At 65.4% G+C, this 20,229-nt stretch carries 17 protein-coding genes and 2 tRNA genes; 12 read left to right on the top strand and 7 right to left on the bottom strand.

Features of this window, described 5'->3' with window-relative positions:
- Positions 1 to 94: 94 nt before the first annotated feature.
- Positions 95 to 1,264, bottom strand: a complete 1,170-nt coding sequence (locus tag QTH91_RS14485; RefSeq protein WP_286660809.1) for a tyrosine-type recombinase/integrase — start codon at positions 1,262 to 1,264, stop codon at positions 95 to 97.
- Positions 1,265 to 1,409: 145 nt separating this feature from the next.
- Positions 1,410 to 1,486, bottom strand: a tRNA-Arg gene (locus tag QTH91_RS14480).
- A 74-nt stretch (positions 1,487 to 1,560) separates the two neighbouring features.
- Between QTH91_RS14480 and QTH91_RS14475 the strand changes: the two genes are divergently transcribed.
- Positions 1,561 to 2,013: a DUF1810 domain-containing protein gene (locus tag QTH91_RS14475; protein ID WP_286660808.1), complete on the top strand. Its 453-nt coding sequence runs from the start codon at positions 1,561 to 1,563 to the stop codon at positions 2,011 to 2,013.
- A gap of 127 nt (positions 2,014 to 2,140) precedes the next feature.
- A complete protein-coding gene (locus QTH91_RS14470) occupies positions 2,141 to 3,943 on the top strand; it encodes a DUF6798 domain-containing protein (protein WP_286660807.1) in 1,803 nt (600 codons plus the stop codon).
- A 78-nt stretch (positions 3,944 to 4,021) separates the two neighbouring features.
- Here the strand turns inward: QTH91_RS14470 and QTH91_RS14465 are convergent.
- Both QTH91_RS14465 and QTH91_RS14460 read right to left on the bottom strand, forming a co-directional pair.
- Positions 4,022 to 4,098, bottom strand: a tRNA-Pro gene (locus QTH91_RS14465).
- A gap of 34 nt (positions 4,099 to 4,132) precedes the next feature.
- Positions 4,133 to 4,837: a glutathione S-transferase family protein gene (locus QTH91_RS14460; protein ID WP_286660806.1), complete on the bottom strand. Its 705-nt coding sequence runs from the start codon at positions 4,835 to 4,837 to the stop codon at positions 4,133 to 4,135.
- 187 nt (positions 4,838 to 5,024) lie between these two features.
- On the opposite strand from QTH91_RS14460, the gene QTH91_RS14455 reads away from it, so the two are divergent.
- From QTH91_RS14455 to QTH91_RS14445, 3 genes are all read left to right on the top strand, one after another.
- Positions 5,025 to 5,888, top strand: coding sequence for a GNAT family N-acetyltransferase (locus QTH91_RS14455; protein ID WP_286660805.1), 864 nt, complete (start codon positions 5,025 to 5,027; stop codon positions 5,886 to 5,888).
- A 120-nt stretch (positions 5,889 to 6,008) separates the two neighbouring features.
- Entirely contained in the window at positions 6,009 to 8,147 is a 2,139-nt protein-coding gene (gene ppk1, locus QTH91_RS14450; protein WP_286660804.1) for a polyphosphate kinase 1, read from the top strand.
- Positions 8,148 to 8,172: 25 nt separating this feature from the next.
- Positions 8,173 to 8,634 (top strand): SixA phosphatase family protein, encoded by a 462-nt coding sequence (locus QTH91_RS14445; RefSeq protein ID WP_286660803.1) that lies wholly within the window; start codon positions 8,173 to 8,175, stop codon positions 8,632 to 8,634.
- A 1-nt stretch (position 8,635) separates the two neighbouring features.
- On the opposite strand, the gene ppx is transcribed toward QTH91_RS14445, so the two are convergent.
- On the bottom strand, positions 8,636 to 10,156 hold the full coding sequence (gene ppx, locus QTH91_RS14440; RefSeq protein WP_286660802.1) for an exopolyphosphatase: 1,521 nt from the start codon (positions 10,154 to 10,156) through the stop codon (positions 8,636 to 8,638).
- Positions 10,157 to 10,369: 213 nt separating this feature from the next.
- On the opposite strand from ppx, the gene pstS reads away from it, so the two are divergent.
- From pstS to phoR, 7 genes are all read left to right on the top strand, one after another.
- Positions 10,370 to 11,404 carry a phosphate ABC transporter substrate-binding protein PstS gene (gene pstS, locus QTH91_RS14435; protein ID WP_390368822.1) on the top strand — a complete coding sequence of 345 codons (1,035 nt, stop codon included), beginning with the start codon at positions 10,370 to 10,372 and terminating at the stop codon, positions 11,402 to 11,404.
- 75 nt (positions 11,405 to 11,479) lie between these two features.
- On the top strand, positions 11,480 to 12,514 hold the full coding sequence (gene pstC, locus QTH91_RS14430) for a phosphate ABC transporter permease PstC (protein WP_390368820.1): 1,035 nt from the start codon (positions 11,480 to 11,482) through the stop codon (positions 12,512 to 12,514).
- Positions 12,511 to 13,404, top strand: coding sequence for a phosphate ABC transporter permease PstA (pstA, locus tag QTH91_RS14425; protein WP_286660801.1), 894 nt, complete (start codon positions 12,511 to 12,513; stop codon positions 13,402 to 13,404). The genes pstC and pstA overlap by 4 nt, the downstream gene beginning before the upstream one ends.
- Before the next feature lie 11 nt (positions 13,405 to 13,415).
- The gene (gene pstB, locus QTH91_RS14420; RefSeq protein ID WP_286660800.1) at positions 13,416 to 14,195 is read left to right on the top strand and encodes a phosphate ABC transporter ATP-binding protein PstB; all 780 of its coding nucleotides are present in this window, start codon (positions 13,416 to 13,418) and stop codon (positions 14,193 to 14,195) included.
- 28 nt (positions 14,196 to 14,223) lie between these two features.
- Positions 14,224 to 14,925, top strand: coding sequence for a phosphate signaling complex protein PhoU (gene phoU / locus QTH91_RS14415; RefSeq protein WP_286660799.1), 702 nt, complete (start codon positions 14,224 to 14,226; stop codon positions 14,923 to 14,925).
- On the top strand, positions 14,922 to 15,614 hold the full coding sequence (gene phoB, locus QTH91_RS14410; RefSeq protein WP_286660798.1) for a phosphate regulon transcriptional regulator PhoB: 693 nt from the start codon (positions 14,922 to 14,924) through the stop codon (positions 15,612 to 15,614). The genes phoU and phoB overlap by 4 nt, the downstream gene beginning before the upstream one ends.
- Before the next feature lie 118 nt (positions 15,615 to 15,732).
- On the top strand, positions 15,733 to 17,073 hold the full coding sequence (gene phoR, locus QTH91_RS14405) for a phosphate regulon sensor histidine kinase PhoR (RefSeq protein WP_286660797.1): 1,341 nt from the start codon (positions 15,733 to 15,735) through the stop codon (positions 17,071 to 17,073).
- Here phoR and QTH91_RS14400 read toward each other — a convergent pair.
- Both QTH91_RS14400 and QTH91_RS14395 read right to left on the bottom strand, forming a co-directional pair.
- Positions 17,070 to 18,461 carry an MATE family efflux transporter gene (locus QTH91_RS14400; RefSeq protein WP_286660796.1) on the bottom strand — a complete coding sequence of 464 codons (1,392 nt, stop codon included), beginning with the start codon at positions 18,459 to 18,461 and terminating at the stop codon, positions 17,070 to 17,072. The two genes, phoR and QTH91_RS14400, sit on opposite strands and share 4 nt — an antisense overlap.
- The gene (locus QTH91_RS14395) at positions 18,458 to 20,227 is read right to left on the bottom strand and encodes a glycosyltransferase family protein (RefSeq protein ID WP_286660795.1); all 1,770 of its coding nucleotides are present in this window, start codon (positions 20,225 to 20,227) and stop codon (positions 18,458 to 18,460) included. Before QTH91_RS14395 ends, QTH91_RS14400 begins: the two co-directional genes overlap by 4 nt.
- Positions 20,228 to 20,229: the final 2 nt, after the last annotated feature.

Raw genomic sequence — 20,229 nt, 5'->3', positions numbered from 1 at the left:
GTCGAAGAGGAAGTGGGGCAGGCCGGATCAGCCAACAGTGGTCTGCGGCTGATGATTGGCCTCTGTCGGCAGCGCAAGTCTTGCGCAGCCGATCTCACGCATGCAGTCTGGACGCTAGGTCTTCGCCTCGAATGGACGCATATCTAAGCACCATGGAGTAGTCGCTCCAACCCATGATCCTGCAGATCTCGACGTCGCTGAACATCCAGCTCCCGTCTGGCTTGCGAAGTTCGAACCAACGACAGCAGGCCTCATGGCGAAGGTCGTGCTCCTTGAAATCAGGCACCTTGGCGTAAGTGAACAAGCGTCGGAACACTTGGCCAAGAGCGTCGGTGGCAGAGTCCAGGCCCTCTGGCGTGCCGTCCCACCAGTGAAAGAGCAGGCCTGTCTTGCTCTCGGTGTAGGTGCGCAGCAGTTCGACTAGGCTCGGTTTGAGGGGCACGGTCCGCGGTTTGACTTCCCCGTGCCTGCCCTTGGAGCCCATAACCTGCATGAAGCCGCGATCCAGGTGCAAGTGGTCCGTATGGACCCGGTAGGCCTCGCGCTGGCGCATGCCGGTGTCCAGGATCAGTTCCACAAACATCTCGAGCTCGGGATCCGCGGCTCGGTGCCAGGGCTGACCTTCGAACTTTTTGCCTTGCAGGGAGAGCTTCACACGCTCGTACTCGGCGGGCAGCATGCGGCGATCGCGCTGGACATCCTTCTTGGCTCTTTTGGCTTTCTCTCCTGGCTTGATGGGCAGGGCGGCGAGCTTCTTTGTGTCGTCTCTGGTGTAGACGCTGTAGCCGCGCTTGAGGCCGCGAAATGGGTTGGCTGGTGGCTGCTTGTCGATGTCGGTCGTTTGGCGATGGTGCCAGTCCAGGATTCGGCCATACAGGCCGACCTTCTTGCGAATGGTGCCTGGCGCATTGTTGTTGACGAACTTGAGCTTGTGGATGAACTGATCGACCCAGGGGGCTGTGAGGTCGTTCACCTTTAGACCAAGGATGTCACCGGTCGTGGCGTCCAGCAACTGCTTGTCCATCGAATTGCTGTGGCCTGCTCCCTCGAAGGCATTGATCACTTCAAGGACGGTGGGGTTCGCTGCTTTGGGAGCAGCTGCGGCCAATTCTCGGGGGACGATGCCGTTCTTGAGCAGGCGCTCAAGTTGCTCACCGTAGGCGCGGGCTTCTGCCTCAGTATCGAAGGTGTCGTAGTAGGGCTTGGGTAGCAGCTTGTTGACCACACGCAACTGAAAGCGCTTGCCCATTGGTTTGACGTTCATGGGATCTCCTGGGGAGCAGGAGCATAGCCAAACTGGCGAGCGGTGGGTGTGGTAGACCTACCGATTTTCTGTGGTAGCGAAGCCGTTTGAGGCTGATTTTGGCACTTTTGTTAGTAAGTGCTATTGCCTAAGTGCTTGATTCTATTGGCCTGCCCGGCAGGGATCGAACCTGCGACAACCTGCTTAGAAGGCAGGTGCTCTATCCAACTGAGCTACGGGCAGACAGGCGCCGCAAAGCGGCGCTGCCGGGTGGGGATTTTGCCACGGGGCATGATGGGCCGATTCGGAGGCCCGACATGCCTGACAAGCTCCCCACCCGCGACGACCCATTCGATCTGCAGCGCTTTATCGACGCCCAGGCGCCGGTGTACGAGCAGGTTTGCACCGAACTGGCGGCGGGCGACAAGCGCAGCCACTGGATGTGGTTCGTCTTCCCGCAACTGGCGGCGCTCGGCCGCAGCACGACGGCGATTCACTTCGGCATCCGGTCGCAGGCCGAGGCAGCGGCTTATCTGGCGCATCCCAAGCTGGGCGAGCGACTGCGTCATTGCACGAGCCTGGTGCTGGGCGTCCAGGGGCGCAGCGCGCATCAGATCTTCCATTCACCCGACGACCTGAAGTTCCGTTCGTGCATGACGCTCTTTGGCGCCGTTGCGCCAGACGAGCCGCTTTTCGCGCAGGGATTGGCGCGCTACTTCGACGGCCAAGCCGACCCGCTGACGCAGCAATGGCTGGCCGCCCAGGCCTGAGGCTGGTGGTGCGGATCCGCAACGGTGGGGAGGGGCAATCGCGGCGCTCCCACTAGCATGGCGAGCGGCGCGGCGTGGCCGGCGCTTTTCTTGCAGGAGCTTGTGGATGCTTGCTGGTCGCCCTCTCGTGTTTTCTTCGGTCGTCAATGAAAACGACAGGTCGCTGGACCGGGCCGATCTTCGGCCGCCTTTGGGCATGGGCATCGCGGCGCCTGGGCGACCTCTGGCCCACCAGTTGCTGCTCACGTGCCTGTTCGTTGCCGCTTCGTTTGCAGTCAACGGTTATTACTTCGGTGGTGCGGATCACGCCATCCACTTCGCCTTCATCGAACGCGCGCTCCACCCGGAATTTCTTGCCGGCGACCCGCTGGTCGACCGCGCGCAGTTCCACCCCACATTTCTCTGGCCCGCCATCGCGGCCTTGATGCACCTGGCACCGCTGGAGTGGATCTACCTTGCGCTGCAGGCCGCCTCCGCGGCCTTGATGTTCTCGGGCGTGGCGGCTCTGGCGCGTGCGCTGTCACCTCGGCAGGTCGCCAGCCTGGCCGGCGTGCTCGCGGCGTGCATGGTTCTCTTCGCCAGGTTCTCGAGCGCGGGCCTGGCGAGCTTCGATGTCATGTTGCTCAATCGCAGCCTGTCGCTCGGCCCACTTCTGTTCGCCCTTGCGCTGGCCGCCCAGGGGCGCTTCCGCGCAGCGTTCCTGTTGACGGGACTGACATTCAACATCCACCCGACCACGGCTGCGCACGGCGCGATCCTCGTGTGGTTCGCTGCGGCATTCGGCCCGAGGCGGCTTGTCGATGCGCTCAGGGAGCCCTTGTGGTTCCTGCTCGGGGCAGCGCCGCTGCTCGTCCTCATGGCAACCACCGGGGGTGCCGCAGGCGTGCCTGCGCATCCGCCCAAGGACTGGCAGGACGCTCAGCGCCTGTTGCTGTGGTTCCACCACTTCCCGTCGCTGTGGCCCCGCAGCTACTGGATTGCTCTGCTTCCGCCTTTGGTGGCGATCGCCGTCAGCCAATGGACGAAGCGTGATCGTGTGGTCCTGGCCTGCCTTTGCGGCATCGTGGCGGCCTGCGCTGCCGGCTATGTGGGCGTGGAGCTTTTAGGCTTTCCCGCGGCCTTGCAACTTCACTTGCAGGAGACCTTGCGTTTCCTGCCCTATGTGGCCGCGGCAGCGTTGGCCCCCTGGGCCGCGGCAGCCTGGAACCAGGGCAGCGCCGGCAAAGTCCGCGCGATCGTTGCGGTCACCGCGCTGAGTCTCGACCAAGTGCTGACGTACCCGGGCGGTTATTCGATGGCATCCACGGTGTCGTTCTGGGTCCTGGCGCTGGTGTTGGTGCTCGAGATCTTCAGGCCACGGGCGCAGCGGGCGACGAGGCAAGAGGCAGAGCCTTCGCTTCGCTGGGTCGTCGGTGTGGTGCTGGTCGCTGCGATCGGCGGGCACCTGTATCGGCACGTGCCCATCGCATCGACGTACGAGTCGTACTACGAAAGCCGCATCACCCAATGGGCGCGAGCCAACCTCCCTGCGGATGCCGTCGTCGCCATCCCACCGTACTACTACATCGGACACGCACCGCTGCTCAACTTCCGGTGGGCAGCGGGGAGGCGAATCCTCGGCACGCTCAAGGATGGCGGCGAGACGACGTTCAGCCTGTCGTACTTCGAGGAGTGGCGCCAACGCATCGAAGACGCCATCGGCCATCCGCTCGACTTCAGCATTCCGGAGGACTTCCGAAATCACAGGAACGATTGGATCGAGCAGGCGGTGGCCGACTACGGCAAGGCCGACGCGGCGCGCTTTGCCCTGCTTGCCGCAAAGTACGGCGTAACGCATGCCATCACCGAGATCGGGGCGGCGGTGCAGCCGGAATTGCCGGTCGTCTACCAGGATGATCGGTACAGGATGTACCGTGTTTCCGCGCCCTGAAGCGGGCGGGCGCATGACCCAGCGCCCAAAATGAAAAGGGGACAGCAGCCTAAGCTACTGTCCCCATTCATGTTTCCTTGGTCGGAGCGGCGGGATTCGAACTCGCGACCCTCTGCTCCCAAAGCAGATGCGCTACCAGGCTGCGCTACGCTCCGACAAGCCTTCTATTCTAACCTGACTTTAGTCTGATCAACGGCGTTCGAACTGGGTCTTGCCAAAAAGAATGTCGCGCGCCTTGTCGTCGGTCAGGGGCTTGCGCAGATCCGCCAGCACCTTCACGCCGCGCTGAACGGCAGGGCGAGCCTCAATCCCTTCGAACCAGCGCTTGAGTTTGGGAAAGTCGTCCAGCTCGATGCCCTGGCCTTTCCAGTTGCGCAGCCAGGGGAAGATGGCGATGTCGGCGATGGAGTATTCGGGCCCGGCAACGAAGCGGCTCTTGCCCAACTGCTTGTCGATGACGCCGTAGAGGCGCTTGGCCTCGTTGGTGTAGCGGTCGATGGCATAGGGCACTTTCTCCGGCGCATAGAGCCGGAAGTGGTGGGCCTGTCCCAGCATCGGCCCCACGCCGCCCATCTGGAACATGAGCCATTGCAGGACGTTGTAGCGCTCCCGGTCGCCCGGGGGCAGGAACTTGCCGGTCTTGCCGGCCAGGTAGACCAGGATCGCGCCGGATTCGAACAGCGAGATGGGGCGGCCGTCCGGGCCCTGTGGGTCGGTGATGGCCGGGATCTTGTTGTTCGGGCTGATCGCCAGGAAGTCCGGCTCGAACTGCTCGCCCTTGCCGATGTTGATGGGATGGGCTCGGTAGGGCAGGCCGCACTCTTCCAACATGATGTGGACCTTGTGGCCGTTGGGGGTGGGCCAGGAATAGACGTCGATGGTCGGCTCTGACATGAAGCGATCTTTCATGGAAGACACAAAGAGCGGGCAGCATAGCCACAGACTCGAATTCGTGCTGCGGCCGGCGCCGCACGGGCCGCGGACGCGTGCGTGCAGGGGCTTTCATGCCTGCAGCCGAAGTCATGCCGATGTCACGGCAGCGAAACGCCGTCTTCATGGGCGCGCACGAGACTACCGCGACATGAGAGCTTTGCCCGACGCGACCTGGCCCCTGCCCGACAACCTGCTGCGCACCGCGCCGCACCCTCCCGCCGCCGTACCGGCCCAGCAGATCGTGCTGCCGACACCGGTCGATCCCGCCTCGCCGCCGGCGCCCGCGCTCGACGTGCGCTGGGCCAGGCACCAAGACGAAGTGCGCGCCGCCCAGCGACTTCGTCATTCGGTCTTTGCCGACGAAATGGGCGCACGCCTCGCGACGCCGCTGGCTGGTCACGACATCGACTTGTTCGACGATTACTGCGAGCACCTGCTGGTCAGCGACGAAGCGACCGGCGAGGTCATCGGGACCTACCGCGTGCTGACGCCCGTCCAGGCGCGCCGGGTCGGCAGCACCTACAGCGACACCGAGTTCGACCTGACGCGCCTGCGCGATCTGCGCGGCCAGATGGCGGAACTGGGCAGAAGCTGTGTGCATCCGGCACACCGGCAGGGCGGCGTGATCATGGCGCTGTGGGGCGCGCTCGCGGGCTTCATGCACCGCAACAAGCTGGACCTCATGATCGGCTGCGCCAGCATCCCGATGCACCACCCGGGCTTGCCGCACGGCCATGCTGCTGCAAGCATCTGGCGCGAGGCAGCAGCGGCCCACATGGCGCCGGTGCGCTATCAGGTCCAGCCTCGTCTCTCGTTGCCGATGGATGGGGTGGACGCTTCGCTGAAGGTCGAGGCGCCGGCGCTGATCCGGGCCTACCTGCGCCTGGGCGCACGCGTGCTCGGAGCGCCAGCCTGGGATCCGGACTTCAACACGGCCGACCTGCCGCTCATGTTGCGCCTGAATGACCTGCCGTCACGCTACCGGCGCCGCTTTCTGGGACCGGATCGCTAGAGTGCCCTGATTCCAAAGGGAAAAATGGAACGATTCACGGAAATGTCACATTCGACTTGGACACTGTCATGATTCTGAAATCAACAACGGCGCGTTGCCGCGCCTGTTAGAACAGTGTTCATGCCCGCCAATTCCACCGATCCTGCACAGACCGCCGCGGCCGAGCCGGGTGCCATGCTGCTGGACCGGGACCACAGCATCCTGGCCTTCAACGAGCGAGTGCTCGACTGGGCCCTGCGCGCGGACGTGCCGCTGGTCGAGCGGCTGCGCTACCTTTGCATCGTCTCGTCCAATCTGGACGAGTTCTTCGAAGTGCGTGCCGCGCCGCACCTGCTGGCCCACGGCGCCGGCGACCTCAAGGGCGACTACAGCGTCGAATCCTTCCAGCAGCTGTCGCAGGCGGCGCACACGCTGGTGGCGCGCCAGTACAAGCTCTACAACGATGACCTGATGCCCACCTTCGCCAGGCAGGGCATCCAGATCATCTCGCACAGCGATCGCAACGCCGCGCAGCGTGCCTGGGTGCAGGACTATTTCGAGCGCGAAGTGCGCCCGCTGCTCATTCCCGTCGGGCTCGATCCGGCGCACCCGTTCCCGCAGGTGGCGAACAAGTCGCTCAACTTCATCGTTCGTCTCAGCGGCGTGGATGCCTTCGGGCGCGACAACCCGATCGCCATCGTCAAGCTGCCGCGCGTGGTGCCGCGCATCGTCCGCATGCCGGCCAAGGTCTCCGGCGGCAAGACGCTGTTCGTGGCGCTGTCGAGCATCGTGCGGGCCAACCTGCACAGCATGTTCCCGGGGCGGCAGGTGGGCGAGTTCTCGCAGTTCCGCGTCACGCGCCATTCCGATCTGGCGGTGGACGAGGAGGACGTGAAGAACCTGCGCACCGCGCTGCGCCAGGGCCTCGAGTTTCGGCACTTCGGTCGGGCGGTGCGCCTGGAGGTGTCGGCCAGTTGCGCTGAATCGCTTTCGAGCTTTCTGCTCACCCAGTTCGACCTTCCGCCCGAATCGCTGTTTCGCGTGCATGGCCCCGTGAACCTGGCGCGCCTGACGCAGATGATCGACCTGTTGGACGAGCCGAAGCTGCTGTTTCCGCCCTATGTGGCGTCGTATCCGGTCACGCTGTCCAGCGGCCAGAGCTTCTTCGAGCGCTTGCGGCGCGGCGACGTGATGATCCACCAGCCCTTCGAAAGCTTCGACGGCGTGCTCGCCTTCCTGCGCGAGGCCGTGCTGGACCCGCACGTGCTGGCCATCAAGCAGACCATCTACCGCACCGGCCCCGAGTCGGAGCTGATGGACCTTTTGCGCGAGGCGGTGCGCCGCGGCAAGGAAGTGACCGTGGTGGTGGAGCTCAAGGCCCGGTTCGACGAAGAGGCCAATATCAACTGGGCCGAGCGGCTGGAGTCGATCGGTGCGCAGGTGCTCTACGGGGTGGTGGGCCTGAAGACGCACGCCAAGATGCTGCTCGTCACGCGGCGCGAGGGGCGGCGGCTGGTGCGCTACGGCCACCTTTCCACCGGCAACTACAACCCCAAGACCGCGCGGCTATACACCGACCTGAGCCACCTGACCGCCGACCCGCAGCTGACAGCGGACATGGAGGCGGTGTTCGTGCATCTGGCCAGCCAGGCCAGGCTGCCCAAATTGCATCGCATGTGGGTGGCACCCTTCGATCTGCAGCGCAACATCGTCGCGCGCATCGACGCTTTGGGCGCGGCGGCCCAACGCGGCGAGCCAGCTCGAATCGTGGCCAAGATGAATGCGCTGACCGACGAGGCGCTGATCGAAGCGCTGGTGAAGGCCGGCAGCAAGGGCGCGCGCATCGACCTGATCGTGCGAGGCGCCTGCATGCTGCCGCCGCAAGTGCCCGGCTACACCGACAACATCCGCGTGCGCTCGGTCATCGGCCGCTTCCTGGAGCATTCGCGCGTCTTCTACTTCCGCCAGGGCGAGGATGAAGCGCTCTACCTGTCGAGCGCGGACTGGATGAACCGCAACATGCTGCGCCGGGTGGAACTGGCCTGGCCGGTCACCGACCCCAATCTGCGCCAGCGGATCATCGATGAATGCTTGGTGGCCTACCTGCACGACGGCCGCGACGCCTGGGAGCTGGGCGCCGACGGCGTGTACCGCCGCGTGATGCAGGACACGCATTCGGACGAGGCCGGTGCGTCACGCACCATCGAAGCCCACGGTGCCCAGAGCGCGCTCATGGGGCGCTATGCCTCACGCAGCCTCAAGGCCCCGGCGCGGCGATGACGGCGCACTTCGAGAAAGGGAGACCATGGACCTGATTTTCTGGCGCCATGCCGAAGCTGAAGACTGGACCGAAGGCTGCGACGACATGGCGCGCGTGCTCACCCCGCGGGGCGAGAAGCAGGCCAAGCGGATGGCCAGCTGGCTCGACCGCCAATTGCCAGAGGGCGCGCGAATCCTCTGCAGTCCGGCGCAGCGCTGCGAGCAGACCGTGCTCGCGCTGGGGCGCAAGTACAAGCTGCGCACGGAGCTGGCACCCGACACCACGCCCGATGCGCTGTTGGCCGCCGCGGGCTGGCCGAACGGCAAGTCGGTGGTGCTGCTGGTGGGGCACCAGCCCTCGCTCGGCCAGGCGATCTCGTTGCTGCTGGGTCTGCGCCAGGACAGTTGCGCGGTACGCAAGGGATCGTTGTGGTGGCTGCGCACGCGCGAGCGCGACGGCGACACCCAGACCATCGTGCAGACGGTCCAGGCGCCCGAGCTGATCTGACTCAGCAGCCCGACAGTCGCATGCGCCAGCCGATGCGCTGCCAGGACAGCGCTTCCTCGCGCAGCAGGTGGGCGGATTGCGGATACCGCTCCGCCCAGTCGCCCTTGACCGTGACGCGGAACTCGCGCTCGCTGCCATTGGAGACCCGCAGCGCGCCCGATTCCGGCGCCCGGCGCGCATGGCAGAGCACGACCGCCAGGCGCAGCGCCATCAGTTGCGCCGCGAAGGTCGCATCTTCCAGCGATGGTTCCACCTTGCGCAGCTTGCCGTGGTGACCCAGGACCAACTGGCTCAGCACGTTCATTTCGCTCACGTCGAAGCCGGCTGCGTCGGTGTTGCCCAGGATGTAGGCTCCATGCTTGTGATAGTCGCTGTGCGAAATCTGGATGCCGACCTCGTGCAATTGGGCCGCCCAGCGCAGCTTGCGCAGCGACCGGCCCGGCCGGGTGAGGGTGCTGGCGTCGCGCGCCGCCGGCATCAGCTGCACGAAGATCTCGCTGGCTGCGTCGGACACCCGCTGGGCCTGGGCCGCGTCGGTGCCGAAGCGGGCTGCCAGCCGCGCGACGGTGGCCGTGCGCATGTCGGCCAGGTTGTCGTCCCGGGTGAGCAGCTCGTACAGGACGCCGTGGCGCAGCGCGCCCTGCGCCACCCGCATTTCTGACACATCGAGCAGGTCGAACACCGCGCGCAGCACTGCCAGGCCACCGCCGATCACGGGCTTGCGATCTTCGCGCAGGCCTTCGAGGCGGATCTTGTCGGCGCTGCCGGCTCGGATCAGGCGATCCATCAGCCAATCGAGGCCCTCGCGCGTGACCAGCCCCGGGGCAGCGCCCGCGCTGGCCTGCAGGATGTCGGCGACAGCGCCGATGGTGCCGGACGAGCCGTAGGCCACGTCCCAGCGGTCGTTGGCGTAGCTACTCACAGCCTCGTCGAGCACCGCCTTGGCCGCCACTTCGGCCTTGCGGAAGGCCGTGGCGGAGAACTGGCCCTCGGGAAAGTGCTTCATCGACCAGGCCACGCTGCCAACGCGGTACGACTCGGTCTGGTGGGCTTCCAGTGCCTGGCCCAGGATCATTTCGGTGGATCGTCCGCCGATATCGACCACCAGGCGGCGCTCGCGGTCCGACAGATCGTCGTGCGGCAGCATGTGGGCCACGCCCTGGTAGATCAGGCGGGCTTCTTCCCGGCCCGGGATGACGTCAATCCCGAAGCCCAGCGCCGTGCGTGCACGAAGCAGGAATTCGTCGCGGTTGCGGGCCTCCCGCAGTGTCTGGGTTGCGACAGCCCTGACCTGTGAGCCCTTGAATCCGGACAAGCGCTCGCCGAATCGGGCGAGGGCGTCCCAGCCGCGCTGCATCGCTTCCTGAGTCAGGTTGCGCTGGCTGTCCAGGCCGTTGCCCAGGCGGACCGTTTCCTTGAGGTATTCGGCGCGCTGGATCTGTCCGTGATCCACCCGGCCTATTTCAAGGCGAAAACTGTTGGAGCCCAGGTCGATCGCGGCCAGGCGGGTGCCGTCTTGCATGGAGAAATCGTTCCGAAAGTGTGGTGAGCATGTTAGCGGCTGCAAGCGCCAGGACACATGACAGTCGTGTGACACGTCATGAAACAGAAGGTCAGCAAACACGCCCGTTTCCCTCTGTGCAGCGGTTGTCATAAAGGTGTCACGAGGCCTGCCTAAAGTCCGCCCCAACCCGCAAACGCGGGCACATGACCGACCTTTTCAGGAAAGCCAGTAATGAACAAACTTTCGACCTTCGCAGCCGCCGGCCTTTTTGCAATGACCATGGCAGCCCCTGCTTTCGCGCAGGACGTGACCGGCGCAGGCGCCAGCTTCCCGGCGCCCCTGTATGCCAAGTGGGCCGCCGACTACAACAAGGCCACCGGCGTGAAGATCAACTACCAGTCGGTGGGATCGGGTGCGGGCATCAAGCAGATCGATGCCAAGACGGTGGACTTCGGCGCGTCCGACATGCCGCTCAAGGACGAGGACCTCAAGGCCAAGGGCCTGCTGCAGTTCCCCACCGTCATCGGCGGAGTGATCCCCGTGGTCAACATCCAGGGCATCAAGCCGGGCGAACTCAAGCTCGACGGCAAGGTGCTGGGCGACATCTACCTGGGCAAGATCACCAAGTGGAACGACCCGTCGATCAAGGCGCTCAATGGTTCGCTCAATCTGCCGGACGCGGCCATCGCTCCCGTGCGCCGCGCCGACGGTTCGGGCACGACCTTCCTGTTCACCAACTACCTGAGCAAGGTGAACGCCGAGTGGAAGGAAAAGGTTGGCGACGGTACGGCCGTCAACTGGCCCACCGGTGCCGGCGGCAAGGGCAACGAGGGCGTGGCCGCCTTCGTGGGCCGCCTGCCCAACTCGATCGGCTACGTGGAGTACGCCTACGTCAAGCAAAACAAGATGGTCTACGCCCAGATGAAGAATGCCGAGGGCAACTTCGTCTCGCCCGACGACACGGCCTTCAAGGCGGCCGCTGCCGGCGCCAAGTGGCAAGACACGTTCTACCAAGTCCTGACCAACCAGCCCGGCAAGGATGCATGGCCCATCACCGGCGCCACCTTCATCCTGATGCACACCGCTCAGGACAAGCCGCAACAAGCCGCTGCCGTGATGAAGTTCTTCGACTGGGCCTACAAGAACGGTGACCAGACCGCCGGCGATCTGGACTACGTGCCGATGCCCGCATCGGTGAAGACCGCCATTACCGAGGAATGGGTCGGCGTCAAGGACACCGCCGGCAAGTCCGTCTCCTTCAAGTAATCGCTGTCAACGGTGGCGCGCGTGGACAAGGTGGCCAAGTCACCTGGGCGCGCGCCGTCGTCCTTGGAGTCCACCGTGTCATCCACCTTTCCCACAACGCCCGCGGGCACGATCGACCTTGGCGTCGACCGTGCCCGTGCCACATCCGCCAACCCGCCACCGGCCAAGCGCTCGCGTTCGGGGTCGCTGGCCGATCGCCTGTTCGCCTGGGCCGCGCGCGGCGCTGCCTGGCTGACGCTGGCCCTGCTGGTTGGCATCCTCATCTCGCTGATCGTCGGTGCCTGGCCGGCCATCCAGAAGTACGGCCTGGGCTTTCTCACCAGCACGGTGTGGGATCCGGTGCAGGACGAGTACGGTGGCCTGGTGATGATCTACGGCACGCTGGCCACTTCGCTCATCGCGCTGGTGATCGCCGTGCCGGTGAGCTTCGGCATCGCCTTGTTCCTGACTGAACTCTCGCCCTCGTGGCTCAAGCGCCCGCTGGGCACGGCCATCGAGTTGCTGGCGGCCGTTCCGTCGATCGTCTACGGCATGTGGGGCCTGCTGGTGTTCGGGCCCATCCTTTCGACATGGGTGCAGCAGCCGCTGCAGAAGCTGCTCGACGGTGTGCCATACCTGGGCGCCTTGGTGGCGGGCCCGCCGGTGGGCATCGGCATTCTTTCGGCCGGGATCATCCTGGCGATCATGATCATCCCGTTCATCGCCTCGGTGATGCGCGACGTGTTCGAGGTCACGCCGGCCTTGCTCAAGGAGTCGGCCTACGGCCTGGGCTCCACAACCTGGGAGGTGGTCTCGAAGGTGGTGCTGCCCTATACCAAGGCTGGCGTCATCGGCGGCATCATGCTCGGGCTGGGACGCGCTCTGGGCGAGACCATGGCCGTCACCTTCGTGATCGGCAACATGAACCAGCTGGATTCGCTGTCGCTGTTCCAGGCCGCCAACAGCATCACGTCGGCACTGGCCAATGAATTTGCCGAAGCGGGCGCTGGCCTTCACCAGGCCGCGCTGATGTATCTGGGGCTGGTGCTGTTCTTCATCACTTTCGTGGTGCTGAGCCTGTCCAAGCTGCTTCTGATGCGCATGAAGAAGAGCGAAGGGACCAAGTCATGAGCACCCCCGGTACCGCAACCAAGCTGTTGGCCGCGCGCGATCTGGCCGAACGGCGCCAAGTGAAGTTTGCGTCGCGCAAGCGCGTCAACACCATTGCACTGACGCTGTCGCTGGCCGCCATGGCCTTCGGCGTGTTCTGGCTGATCTGGATCCTCTGGGAGACCCTGCGCCTGGGTGCCAGTGGGCTGTCGCTGGCCGCCTTTACCGAGATGACGCCACCGCCGAACGAGGTGGGCGGCATCGCCAACGCCATCTTCGGCTCGCTGGTCATGGTCCTGATGGCGACTTTCGTCGGTACGCCGATCGGCATCCTGGCCGGCATCTATCTGGCCGAATACAACCCATCTGGCCTGCTTTCGAAGATCACGCGCTTCGTCAACGACATCCTGCTGTCGGCCCCGTCGATCGTCATCGGGCTATTCGTCTACGCGATCATCGTGGCCAAGTTCAAGAGCTTCTCGGCCATCGCGGGTGCGGTGTCGCTGGCGCTGATCGTGATTCCGGTGGTCATTCGTACCACGGAGAACATGCTGCAACTCGTGCCGCCGGGCCTGCGTGAAGCGGCCTATGCGCTGGGCACGCCCAAGTGGAAGGTGATCACGTCGATCACGCTGCGCGCGGCGCGTGCGGGTGTGGTGACCGGCGTGCTGCTGGCGGTCGCCCGCATTGCCGGCGAGACGGCTCCGCTGCTGTTCACGGCCCTGAACAACCAGTTCTGGACGGCCGACGTGACGCAGCCGATGGCGAGCCTGCCGGTGACCATCTTCAAGTTTGCAATGAGCCCGTACGAGAACTGGCAACACCTGGCCTGGGCCGGCGTGTTCCTGATCACCATCGCCGTGCTCGCCCTGAACATCATTGCGCGGGTGCTGACGCGCGCCAAGAACTGATTCACAACAACATGACTGCTACTGCTGCCATCCAGGAGCGCGCCAAGATCTCGGTGCGTGACCTCAACTTCTACTACGGCAAGTACCACGCCCTCAAGGGCATCAACCTCGAGATTCCCGAGAACAAGGTCACCGCCTTCATCGGCCCCTCGGGCTGCGGCAAGTCGACCCTGTTGCGTACCTTCAACCGCATGTTCGAGCTTTACCCCGAGCAGCGCGCCGAAGGAACGATCGAACTCGATGGCGAGAACCTGCTGACCTCCAAGCAGGACGTCGCCCTGATCCGCGCCAAGGTGGGCATGGTCTTCCAGAAGCCCACGCCTTTCCCGATGTCGATCTACGACAACATCGCGTTCGGCGTGCGCCTGTTCGAAGACCTGAGTCAGTCGGACATGGACGACCGCGTCGAGTGGGCGCTGCGCAAGGCGGCGTTGTGGACCGAAGTGCGCGACAAGCTGCAGCAAAGCGGCTCGGGCCTGTCGGGCGGACAGCAGCAACGCCTGTGCATCGCGCGCGGCATTGCCATCAAGCCGGAGGTGTTGCTGCTCGACGAACCCTGCTCGGCGCTGGACCCGATCTCGACGGCAAAGATCGAGGAACTGATTGCGGAGCTGAAGAGCGAATACACGGTCGTCATCGTTACGCACAACATGCAGCAAGCCGCCCGCTGCAGCGACTACACGGCCTACATGTACCTCGGTGACCTGATCGAGTTCGGAGACACCGAGCAGATGTTCTTCAAGCCCAAGCGCAAGGAGACCGAGGACTACATCACCGGTCGCTTCGGCTGATCGGCAACCAGAACGCGAAGGTACACATATGTCCGATAAGCACCTGTCCAGCCAGTTCGACAGCGAACTCAACACCGTCTCGTCGCGCGTCATGGAGCTCGGCGGCATGGTGGAGTCGCAGATCCACCAGGCCATCTATTCACTGGCTCAGTTCGACGCCGAGACGGCCGACCGCGTCATCGAGGTCGAGCAGCAGGTGAACATGCTCGAGATCGAGATCGACCGCGAGCTGTCGTCGATCATCGCCCGCCGCCAGCCGACCGCGCGCGATCTGCGGCTGTTGATCGCCATCTCCAAGACCACCGCCAACCTCGAACGCGTCGGCGACGAGGCCAACAAGATGGCGCGAATGGTCAAGTCGATCATCCAGAGCGGCTCGGCACGCCAGTTGCCCTCCAACGAGCTGCGCGTGGCGGCCGATCTGGCGGCGAGCCTTCTGCGCAAGGCGCTGGACGCGTTTGCCCGGCTCGACGTGCAGGCGGCCGTCTCGATCCTGAAAGACGACGACCTGATCGACAACGAGTTCGACGGCTTCGTGCGCAAGCTGGTGACCTACATGATGGAAGACCCGCGCACCATCTCGGCCAGCCTGGATCTGCTGTTCCTGGCCAAGGCCATCGAGCGCATCGGCGATCACGCCAAGAACATTGCCGAATTCATCATCTACATCGTCAAGGGCGCCGATGTGCGGCACACTTCGGTCTCGGAAGTCGAATCGGCAGTGCAATGAAGAAGCCACGCGTATTGATCGTCGAGGACGAATCCTCCATCGCTGAACTGATCGCGGTCAACCTGCGCCACAACGGGTTCGATCCGCTGTGGTCGGAAGATGGCGAATCGGCGCAGCGCGAGATCGACACCGCCGTCCCTGACCTGATCCTGCTGGACTGGATGCTGCCCGGCCAGAGCGGTCTGACGCTGGCACGGCAGTGGCGCAAGGACAGCCGCACCAAGGCCGTGCCGATCGTCATGCTCACCGCCCGTGGTGACGAGCCGGACAAGGTCGCAGGCCTGGATGCCGGCGCCGATGACTACATCACCAAGCCTTTCTCGACGCAGGAAATGCTGGCGCGCATTCGCGCCGTCCTGCGCCGCCGCGCGCCCGAGACGACGATGGAGCGCGTGGAGTTGGGCGAGTTGGTGCTCGATTCGGCCACCCATCGCGTCACCTGGCAGGGCGCGCCGCTCAAGGTCGGCCCCACCGAGTTCAAGCTGCTTTCATACCTGATGCGGCACGCCGAGCGGGTGCACAGCCGTTCGCAACTGCTCGACAAGGTGTGGGGCGACCACGTCTACATCGAGGAACGCACGGTCGACGTGCACGTCAAGCGGCTGCGCGAATCCCTGGGATCGGCGGCGGCCATGCTCGAGACGGTGCGCGGCGCAGGCTATCGGCTGACGGCGCAGGCCACGGTCTGAGCCCTGCGCATCGAGGGCGCCAAGCTGCGCCTCGCCAATCCTTTAGCGCGCTGCGCTGGCAGCGCATCCGATCCCGTGGCGCCCGTGGACGCCGACATCGATGCGGATAATCCGCGCAATGCCTTTTCGCATCAGCACCTTTCTCATCGTCTCCTTGCTCGGCGCCGGCATCGGGTTCGGCCTGTTCGGCGTACGGGCGATCTGGTTCGGCGCGTGGACCGGTGCCCTGCTGTGGCTGATGCTCGACGCGCTGGTCGCCACGCGGCTGCTGAGTGCCCTGCGCAGGAACCCCTCGGCCCTGCCGTCGCGAGGCAGCGGTGTTTGGGGAGAGATGGCTGAGCGCATCCGCAAGCTGCTGCGAGAGCGCGACCTGAAGATCCGCGATGCCCAAGACCGTCTGCAGGAGTTCCTGGCCGCGATCCAGGCGTCTCCCAATGGCGTCGTGCTCATCGACGAACAGGGGCGCATCGAATGGTGCAACCAGACGGCCGCCCAGCAACTGGGCGTGGATCCCGAGCGTGACGTGCTCGCGCACCTGTCGAACCTGGTGCGCGACCCGGCCTTCGTGGCGTACCTGGCATCCTGGAACTACAGCCGCGACGTCGTCATTGATGCACCGGCGATGCGACAGGGCCGCGTGGACAATCCGGTGCGCTTGTCGGTGCAGATCCATCCTTATGCGGGCAACCGGCGGATGCTGCTGACCCGCGACATCACGGCGCTCGAGCAGGCGGAGACGATGCGGCGCGACTTCGTTGCCAACGTCTCGCACGAGATCCGCACGCCGCTGACCGTGTTGATGGGCTTCGTCGAGACGCTGCAGAACCTGCCGCTCGACGCCGAGGAGCGGGCGCGCTACCTGCGCCTGATGTCCCAGCAAGCGCAGCGGATGCAGACGCTGGTGAACGACTTGCTGACGCTGTCGCGCCTGGAGGGCAATGCGCCACCACCGGGCAACCAGTGGACGTCTGCCCGGGCGTTGCTGGCGCATTGCGAAGAAGAGGCCAGAGGGCTTTCGCGCCAGCTGCATGCGCAGGGTCATCGCCTGACTTTCTCGCAGGAAGCCGACAGCGAACTTTCCGGTGCGCCCGTGGAACTGCAAAGCGCCATGTCCAACCTGGTGACCAACGCGGTGCGCTACACGCCGGCGCAGGGCGAGGTGTCCGTCATCTGGCGCATCCTTGCGGATGGTCGCGGCGAGTTCTCGGTCCGCGATTCGGGTCCCGGCATTGCTGCCGAGCACATCCCGAGGTTGACCGAGCGCTTCTACCGCGTCGACCGCAGCCGCTCGCGCGAGACGGGCGGCACGGGGCTGGGCCTGGCCATCGTGAAGCACATTGCCCAACGGCATGGCGGCGAACTGAGGGTGGAAAGCACCCTGGGCAAGGGATCGCGATTCGCGCTGATCCTGCCGAAATCGCGTGTGCGCGCGCTTCCCGTGGTTGGGCTGCGCGCCTAGGCGCTGGCTGATCGGGAGGCCGTCGAAAGGCGGACGGATTGGCGCACTGCGCGGCGAAGCAGCCAGGCGAGCATGATGGCCGCCAGCCCGAGCGCCGACGCGCCCATGAGCCAGAACGCCAGCGGGGACTGCATGGCTGGCCAAGCCCCCAGCCCACGATAAGCCAGGCCATAGCCGCCGGCGAGGCCGACGCCCCACAACATCGTGCAATAGATGAGCAGCGGCGACAGCGTGACGCGGTAGCTGCGCAGCACGAACACGCACAGGGCCTGGATCGCATCCGCGAAATGAAACGCAGCCGTCGCTCCGATCAGGACGGCGGCCAGCGCGGTGACCTCGGCGTTGTCCGAGTACACGCGTGGAAGCTGCGTGCGAAACAGGAACAGGCACAGTGCCGCGACCGCAGCTGCGCCCAGCGTCATGAGGAAGCCGGTACGGCAGGCGCGGCGCGCCGCTTGCGGATCGCCACCGCCCAGCCACCAGCTCACCCGAGCGCTGGTGGCGATGGCCAGCGACAGGGGCACCATGTAGCACACGGCCGTCAGGTTGGCGGCGATCTGGTGCGCGCCCGCCGCTGCCGTGCCCAGGCGCGCGATGAACAGGGCCATCAGCGTGAACGAAGTGATTTCGACCAGCACGGCGATGCCGGCCGGCACGCCCAGGTGCGCAAACTTCGCAAGCTGGTGCCAGTCCGGCCCTTCCATGCGTTGCCAGATATTGAGCGCGAGGAAACCGGCCTCGTGCCGCAGCAGCCAGATTGCGCCGGCGAGCAGCGCCCAGTTGACCACCAGCGACGCCCAGCCGCAGCCGATGAGCCCCATGGCGGGAAGACCGGCGCCACCGAAGGCGAACCAGATCGACAACACCAGCTTGAGCGGCAGTGCCAGCACTTGCAGGACGGTGACGACGCGCGGCCGACCCAGACTCTGGCACAGCGTGGAAAAGAGGCGATAGAGCAGGGTGGCCGGCAGCGCGAGAGCCAGCACGGCCAGGTAGCCCTCAACCTGGTGCCGCATGGCATCGGGCACGCCGGTCCACTGCAGCAATAGGCCGGGATTCAGCAGCAGCGCCATGCCCAGTACGGTCGCAATGGCGCACAGGTAGAGCGATTGACGCACCGACCTGCCGATCTCCTGCGGCTTGCCGGCGCCATGCAGCTCGGCCCAGATGGGCAGCAGCGCCTGCAAGACTCCCATCAGGGCGACGTAGACACTGATGAAGATGGCCGAGGCCACCGACAGGGCAGCCAGCGCGCTTTCATCGAAGCGGCCCGCGACGATGGTGTCGATGACGCTGAAGGCCATCACTGCCAGCTGGCCGACGAGAACGGTGCCGGCGTGTCGGGCGATGTAGCCGCTTTCGCCGGCGGCACCTCTGACACGAATCACGGCGTGAGGCGCTGGTAGAGCAGCAAGTCGTCGGTGCGCGCGGTCGGACGCCGTAACGTTCGGATCAGCCGCCACTGGTGCAGGTCGATGATGTCGTGCAAGCCGCCGATGACCTCCGGATTGACGAGCAGCCACCGGCATTTGGTGTCGGCCTTCAGGTGCTGGAGCTGGTAGTCGCCGTGATAGCGCATGGCCGCGATGTGCGTGCGTTCGAGCCCCAGTTCGGCAATGCATTCCGTCGTGCCGACCAGTTTCTTCACGGCGTCGACCTGCGGGACGTAGCTGCGCGCGTAGTCCAGCGGGGGCAGCCACAACGTCATGACCAGCGTCCAGCACAGGGCGGTGCCACCGGCGGGCAGGACGAGTGTCTTCCACAGAGCCTTGGGGTGGCGGCCGGTGCGCCAGCGCACCAGCCAGGCCCAAGCGATGGTCGCCGCGATGGCAGAGACCAGCGCCACGGTCGAATACTCCGGCACGAACCCGGGCGCAAGCTTGGCCACGTTGGCGGCCGGTTTGGCCGGGAAACCCGTCTGCATCGAGATGTAGATGACCCAGATCCCGATGGCAAAGCCGCTGAAGAAGAGCAGCGTGAACCAGTCGATCAGCGCGGCCGCGCTTCGGCGGAAGGTGGGCAGTGCAAAAGCGGCCAGCGTGGCCATGGCAGGCAGGCCCAACAGCAGGGACCGCTGCGCAAAGTCCGTGGTGCAGGTCGCGGCCAGCGGAACCAGCGCGAACCAAAGCGGCATGGCGACATGGCGCGCCCGCAGCTGGCGACGCCAGCGCCACAGCGTCCACAGACCCAGCGGCCATGCCGGCCAGGTGAACCAGATCAGCAAGCGGGCGAGCGACTCCAGATCGTCGACCACGGTGTCGCCCACCGTGCTGCCAGGCAAGGCGATGCGCCACTGGAAGAGATCGAGCGCATAAGCGAGCGCACCGGCTGCCATGGTGGCGAGCGCGATCAACCCGATGGCGGGCAGCGTGTATTGCGCGGGCGGCTCGTCACCGTAGGTGGTGTCGAAGCTCGTCCCGGGCTCGTCGTCGACTTGCCGGGACCGGACCCGAAGCCATTCCGCCGCGGCGATGAGCGTGCAGCCTGCGCCCAGGACCACCGTGACCGTCGGTGCGCCGCTGAGCGCCATGCCGACCATGCCCACGACCAGGGCGACCTTGGCCGATACCCGCCCATAGGGCAGGGCGGCCATGCCGTAGAAGGTGCAGGCCAAGAAGAACAGCTGGGCCAGCGCCGGCGTGGTTTCGTGGCCGAGTTGTGCCAGGCCAAGGCTGGCGATCATGGCCATCAGGCCGCCGTCGGCGATGGCTCGGGCGTAGTCCTTGGGCCGGGCCTCCCCACCGAAGGCAAAGGCCACGGGCTGCGCCTGAGGGGTGCGCGCCCAGTAGTACACCGCGTACCACGTGCCGGTGAAGGCTCCCCAAAGAAAGAGCGCGAAGACGATGCGGACCGCCAGATCGGCCGTGATCCAGGGTGGTGCGATCTGGATGGCCCAGGCCCCGACCCAGTAGGGAATGAGGGCCAGGGTGTCGGGCCGCAAGCCCATCATCTGCGGATCCAGCCATTGCGCGATGCCGCCAGGTCCACGCGCCAACTCGAGCATGTACCCGAATGCGGTGATGTCCGCCGCTTTCCAGGGACCGCGACCCACCAGGCCCGGCAGGAGATAGGCGGCGCACAGCAGGATCAGGGCAAGCCGCGGCAGGCGGCGTACGGCTTCCTGAGCGACGATGGCGGGGGTCGGTTGGTTCACTG

This window comes from Variovorax dokdonensis (assembly GCF_030316895.1).
GTDB classification, from domain to species: domain Bacteria; phylum Pseudomonadota; class Gammaproteobacteria; order Burkholderiales; family Burkholderiaceae_C; genus Variovorax; species Variovorax dokdonensis.
Note: the sequence above shows the minus strand (reverse complement) of the source record. Positions and strands in the feature narration are given on the sequence as shown.

What these genes read in the sequence shown, in the direction of transcription:
- QTH91_RS14485 (WP_286660809.1), bottom strand. Translation starts at nt 1,264, where the DNA reads ATGAACGTCAAACCAATGGGCAAGCGCTTTCAGTTGCGTGTGGTCAAC.
- QTH91_RS14475 (WP_286660808.1), top strand. Translation starts at nt 1,561, where the DNA reads ATGCCTGACAAGCTCCCCACCCGCGACGACCCATTCGATCTGCAGCGC.
- QTH91_RS14460 (WP_286660806.1), bottom strand. Translation starts at nt 4,837, where the DNA reads ATGTCAGAGCCGACCATCGACGTCTATTCCTGGCCCACCCCCAACGGC.
- QTH91_RS14455 (WP_286660805.1), top strand. Translation starts at nt 5,025, where the DNA reads ATGAGAGCTTTGCCCGACGCGACCTGGCCCCTGCCCGACAACCTGCTG.
- ppk1 (WP_286660804.1), top strand. Translation starts at nt 6,009, where the DNA reads ATGCCCGCCAATTCCACCGATCCTGCACAGACCGCCGCGGCCGAGCCG.
- QTH91_RS14445 (WP_286660803.1), top strand. Translation starts at nt 8,173, where the DNA reads ATGGACCTGATTTTCTGGCGCCATGCCGAAGCTGAAGACTGGACCGAA.
- ppx (WP_286660802.1), bottom strand. Translation starts at nt 10,156, where the DNA reads ATGCAAGACGGCACCCGCCTGGCCGCGATCGACCTGGGCTCCAACAGT.
- pstS (WP_390368822.1), top strand. Translation starts at nt 10,370, where the DNA reads ATGAACAAACTTTCGACCTTCGCAGCCGCCGGCCTTTTTGCAATGACC.
- pstA (WP_286660801.1), top strand. Translation starts at nt 12,511, where the DNA reads ATGAGCACCCCCGGTACCGCAACCAAGCTGTTGGCCGCGCGCGATCTG.
- pstB (WP_286660800.1), top strand. Translation starts at nt 13,416, where the DNA reads ATGACTGCTACTGCTGCCATCCAGGAGCGCGCCAAGATCTCGGTGCGT.
- phoU (WP_286660799.1), top strand. Translation starts at nt 14,224, where the DNA reads ATGTCCGATAAGCACCTGTCCAGCCAGTTCGACAGCGAACTCAACACC.
- phoB (WP_286660798.1), top strand. Translation starts at nt 14,922, where the DNA reads ATGAAGAAGCCACGCGTATTGATCGTCGAGGACGAATCCTCCATCGCT.
- phoR (WP_286660797.1), top strand. Translation starts at nt 15,733, where the DNA reads ATGCCTTTTCGCATCAGCACCTTTCTCATCGTCTCCTTGCTCGGCGCC.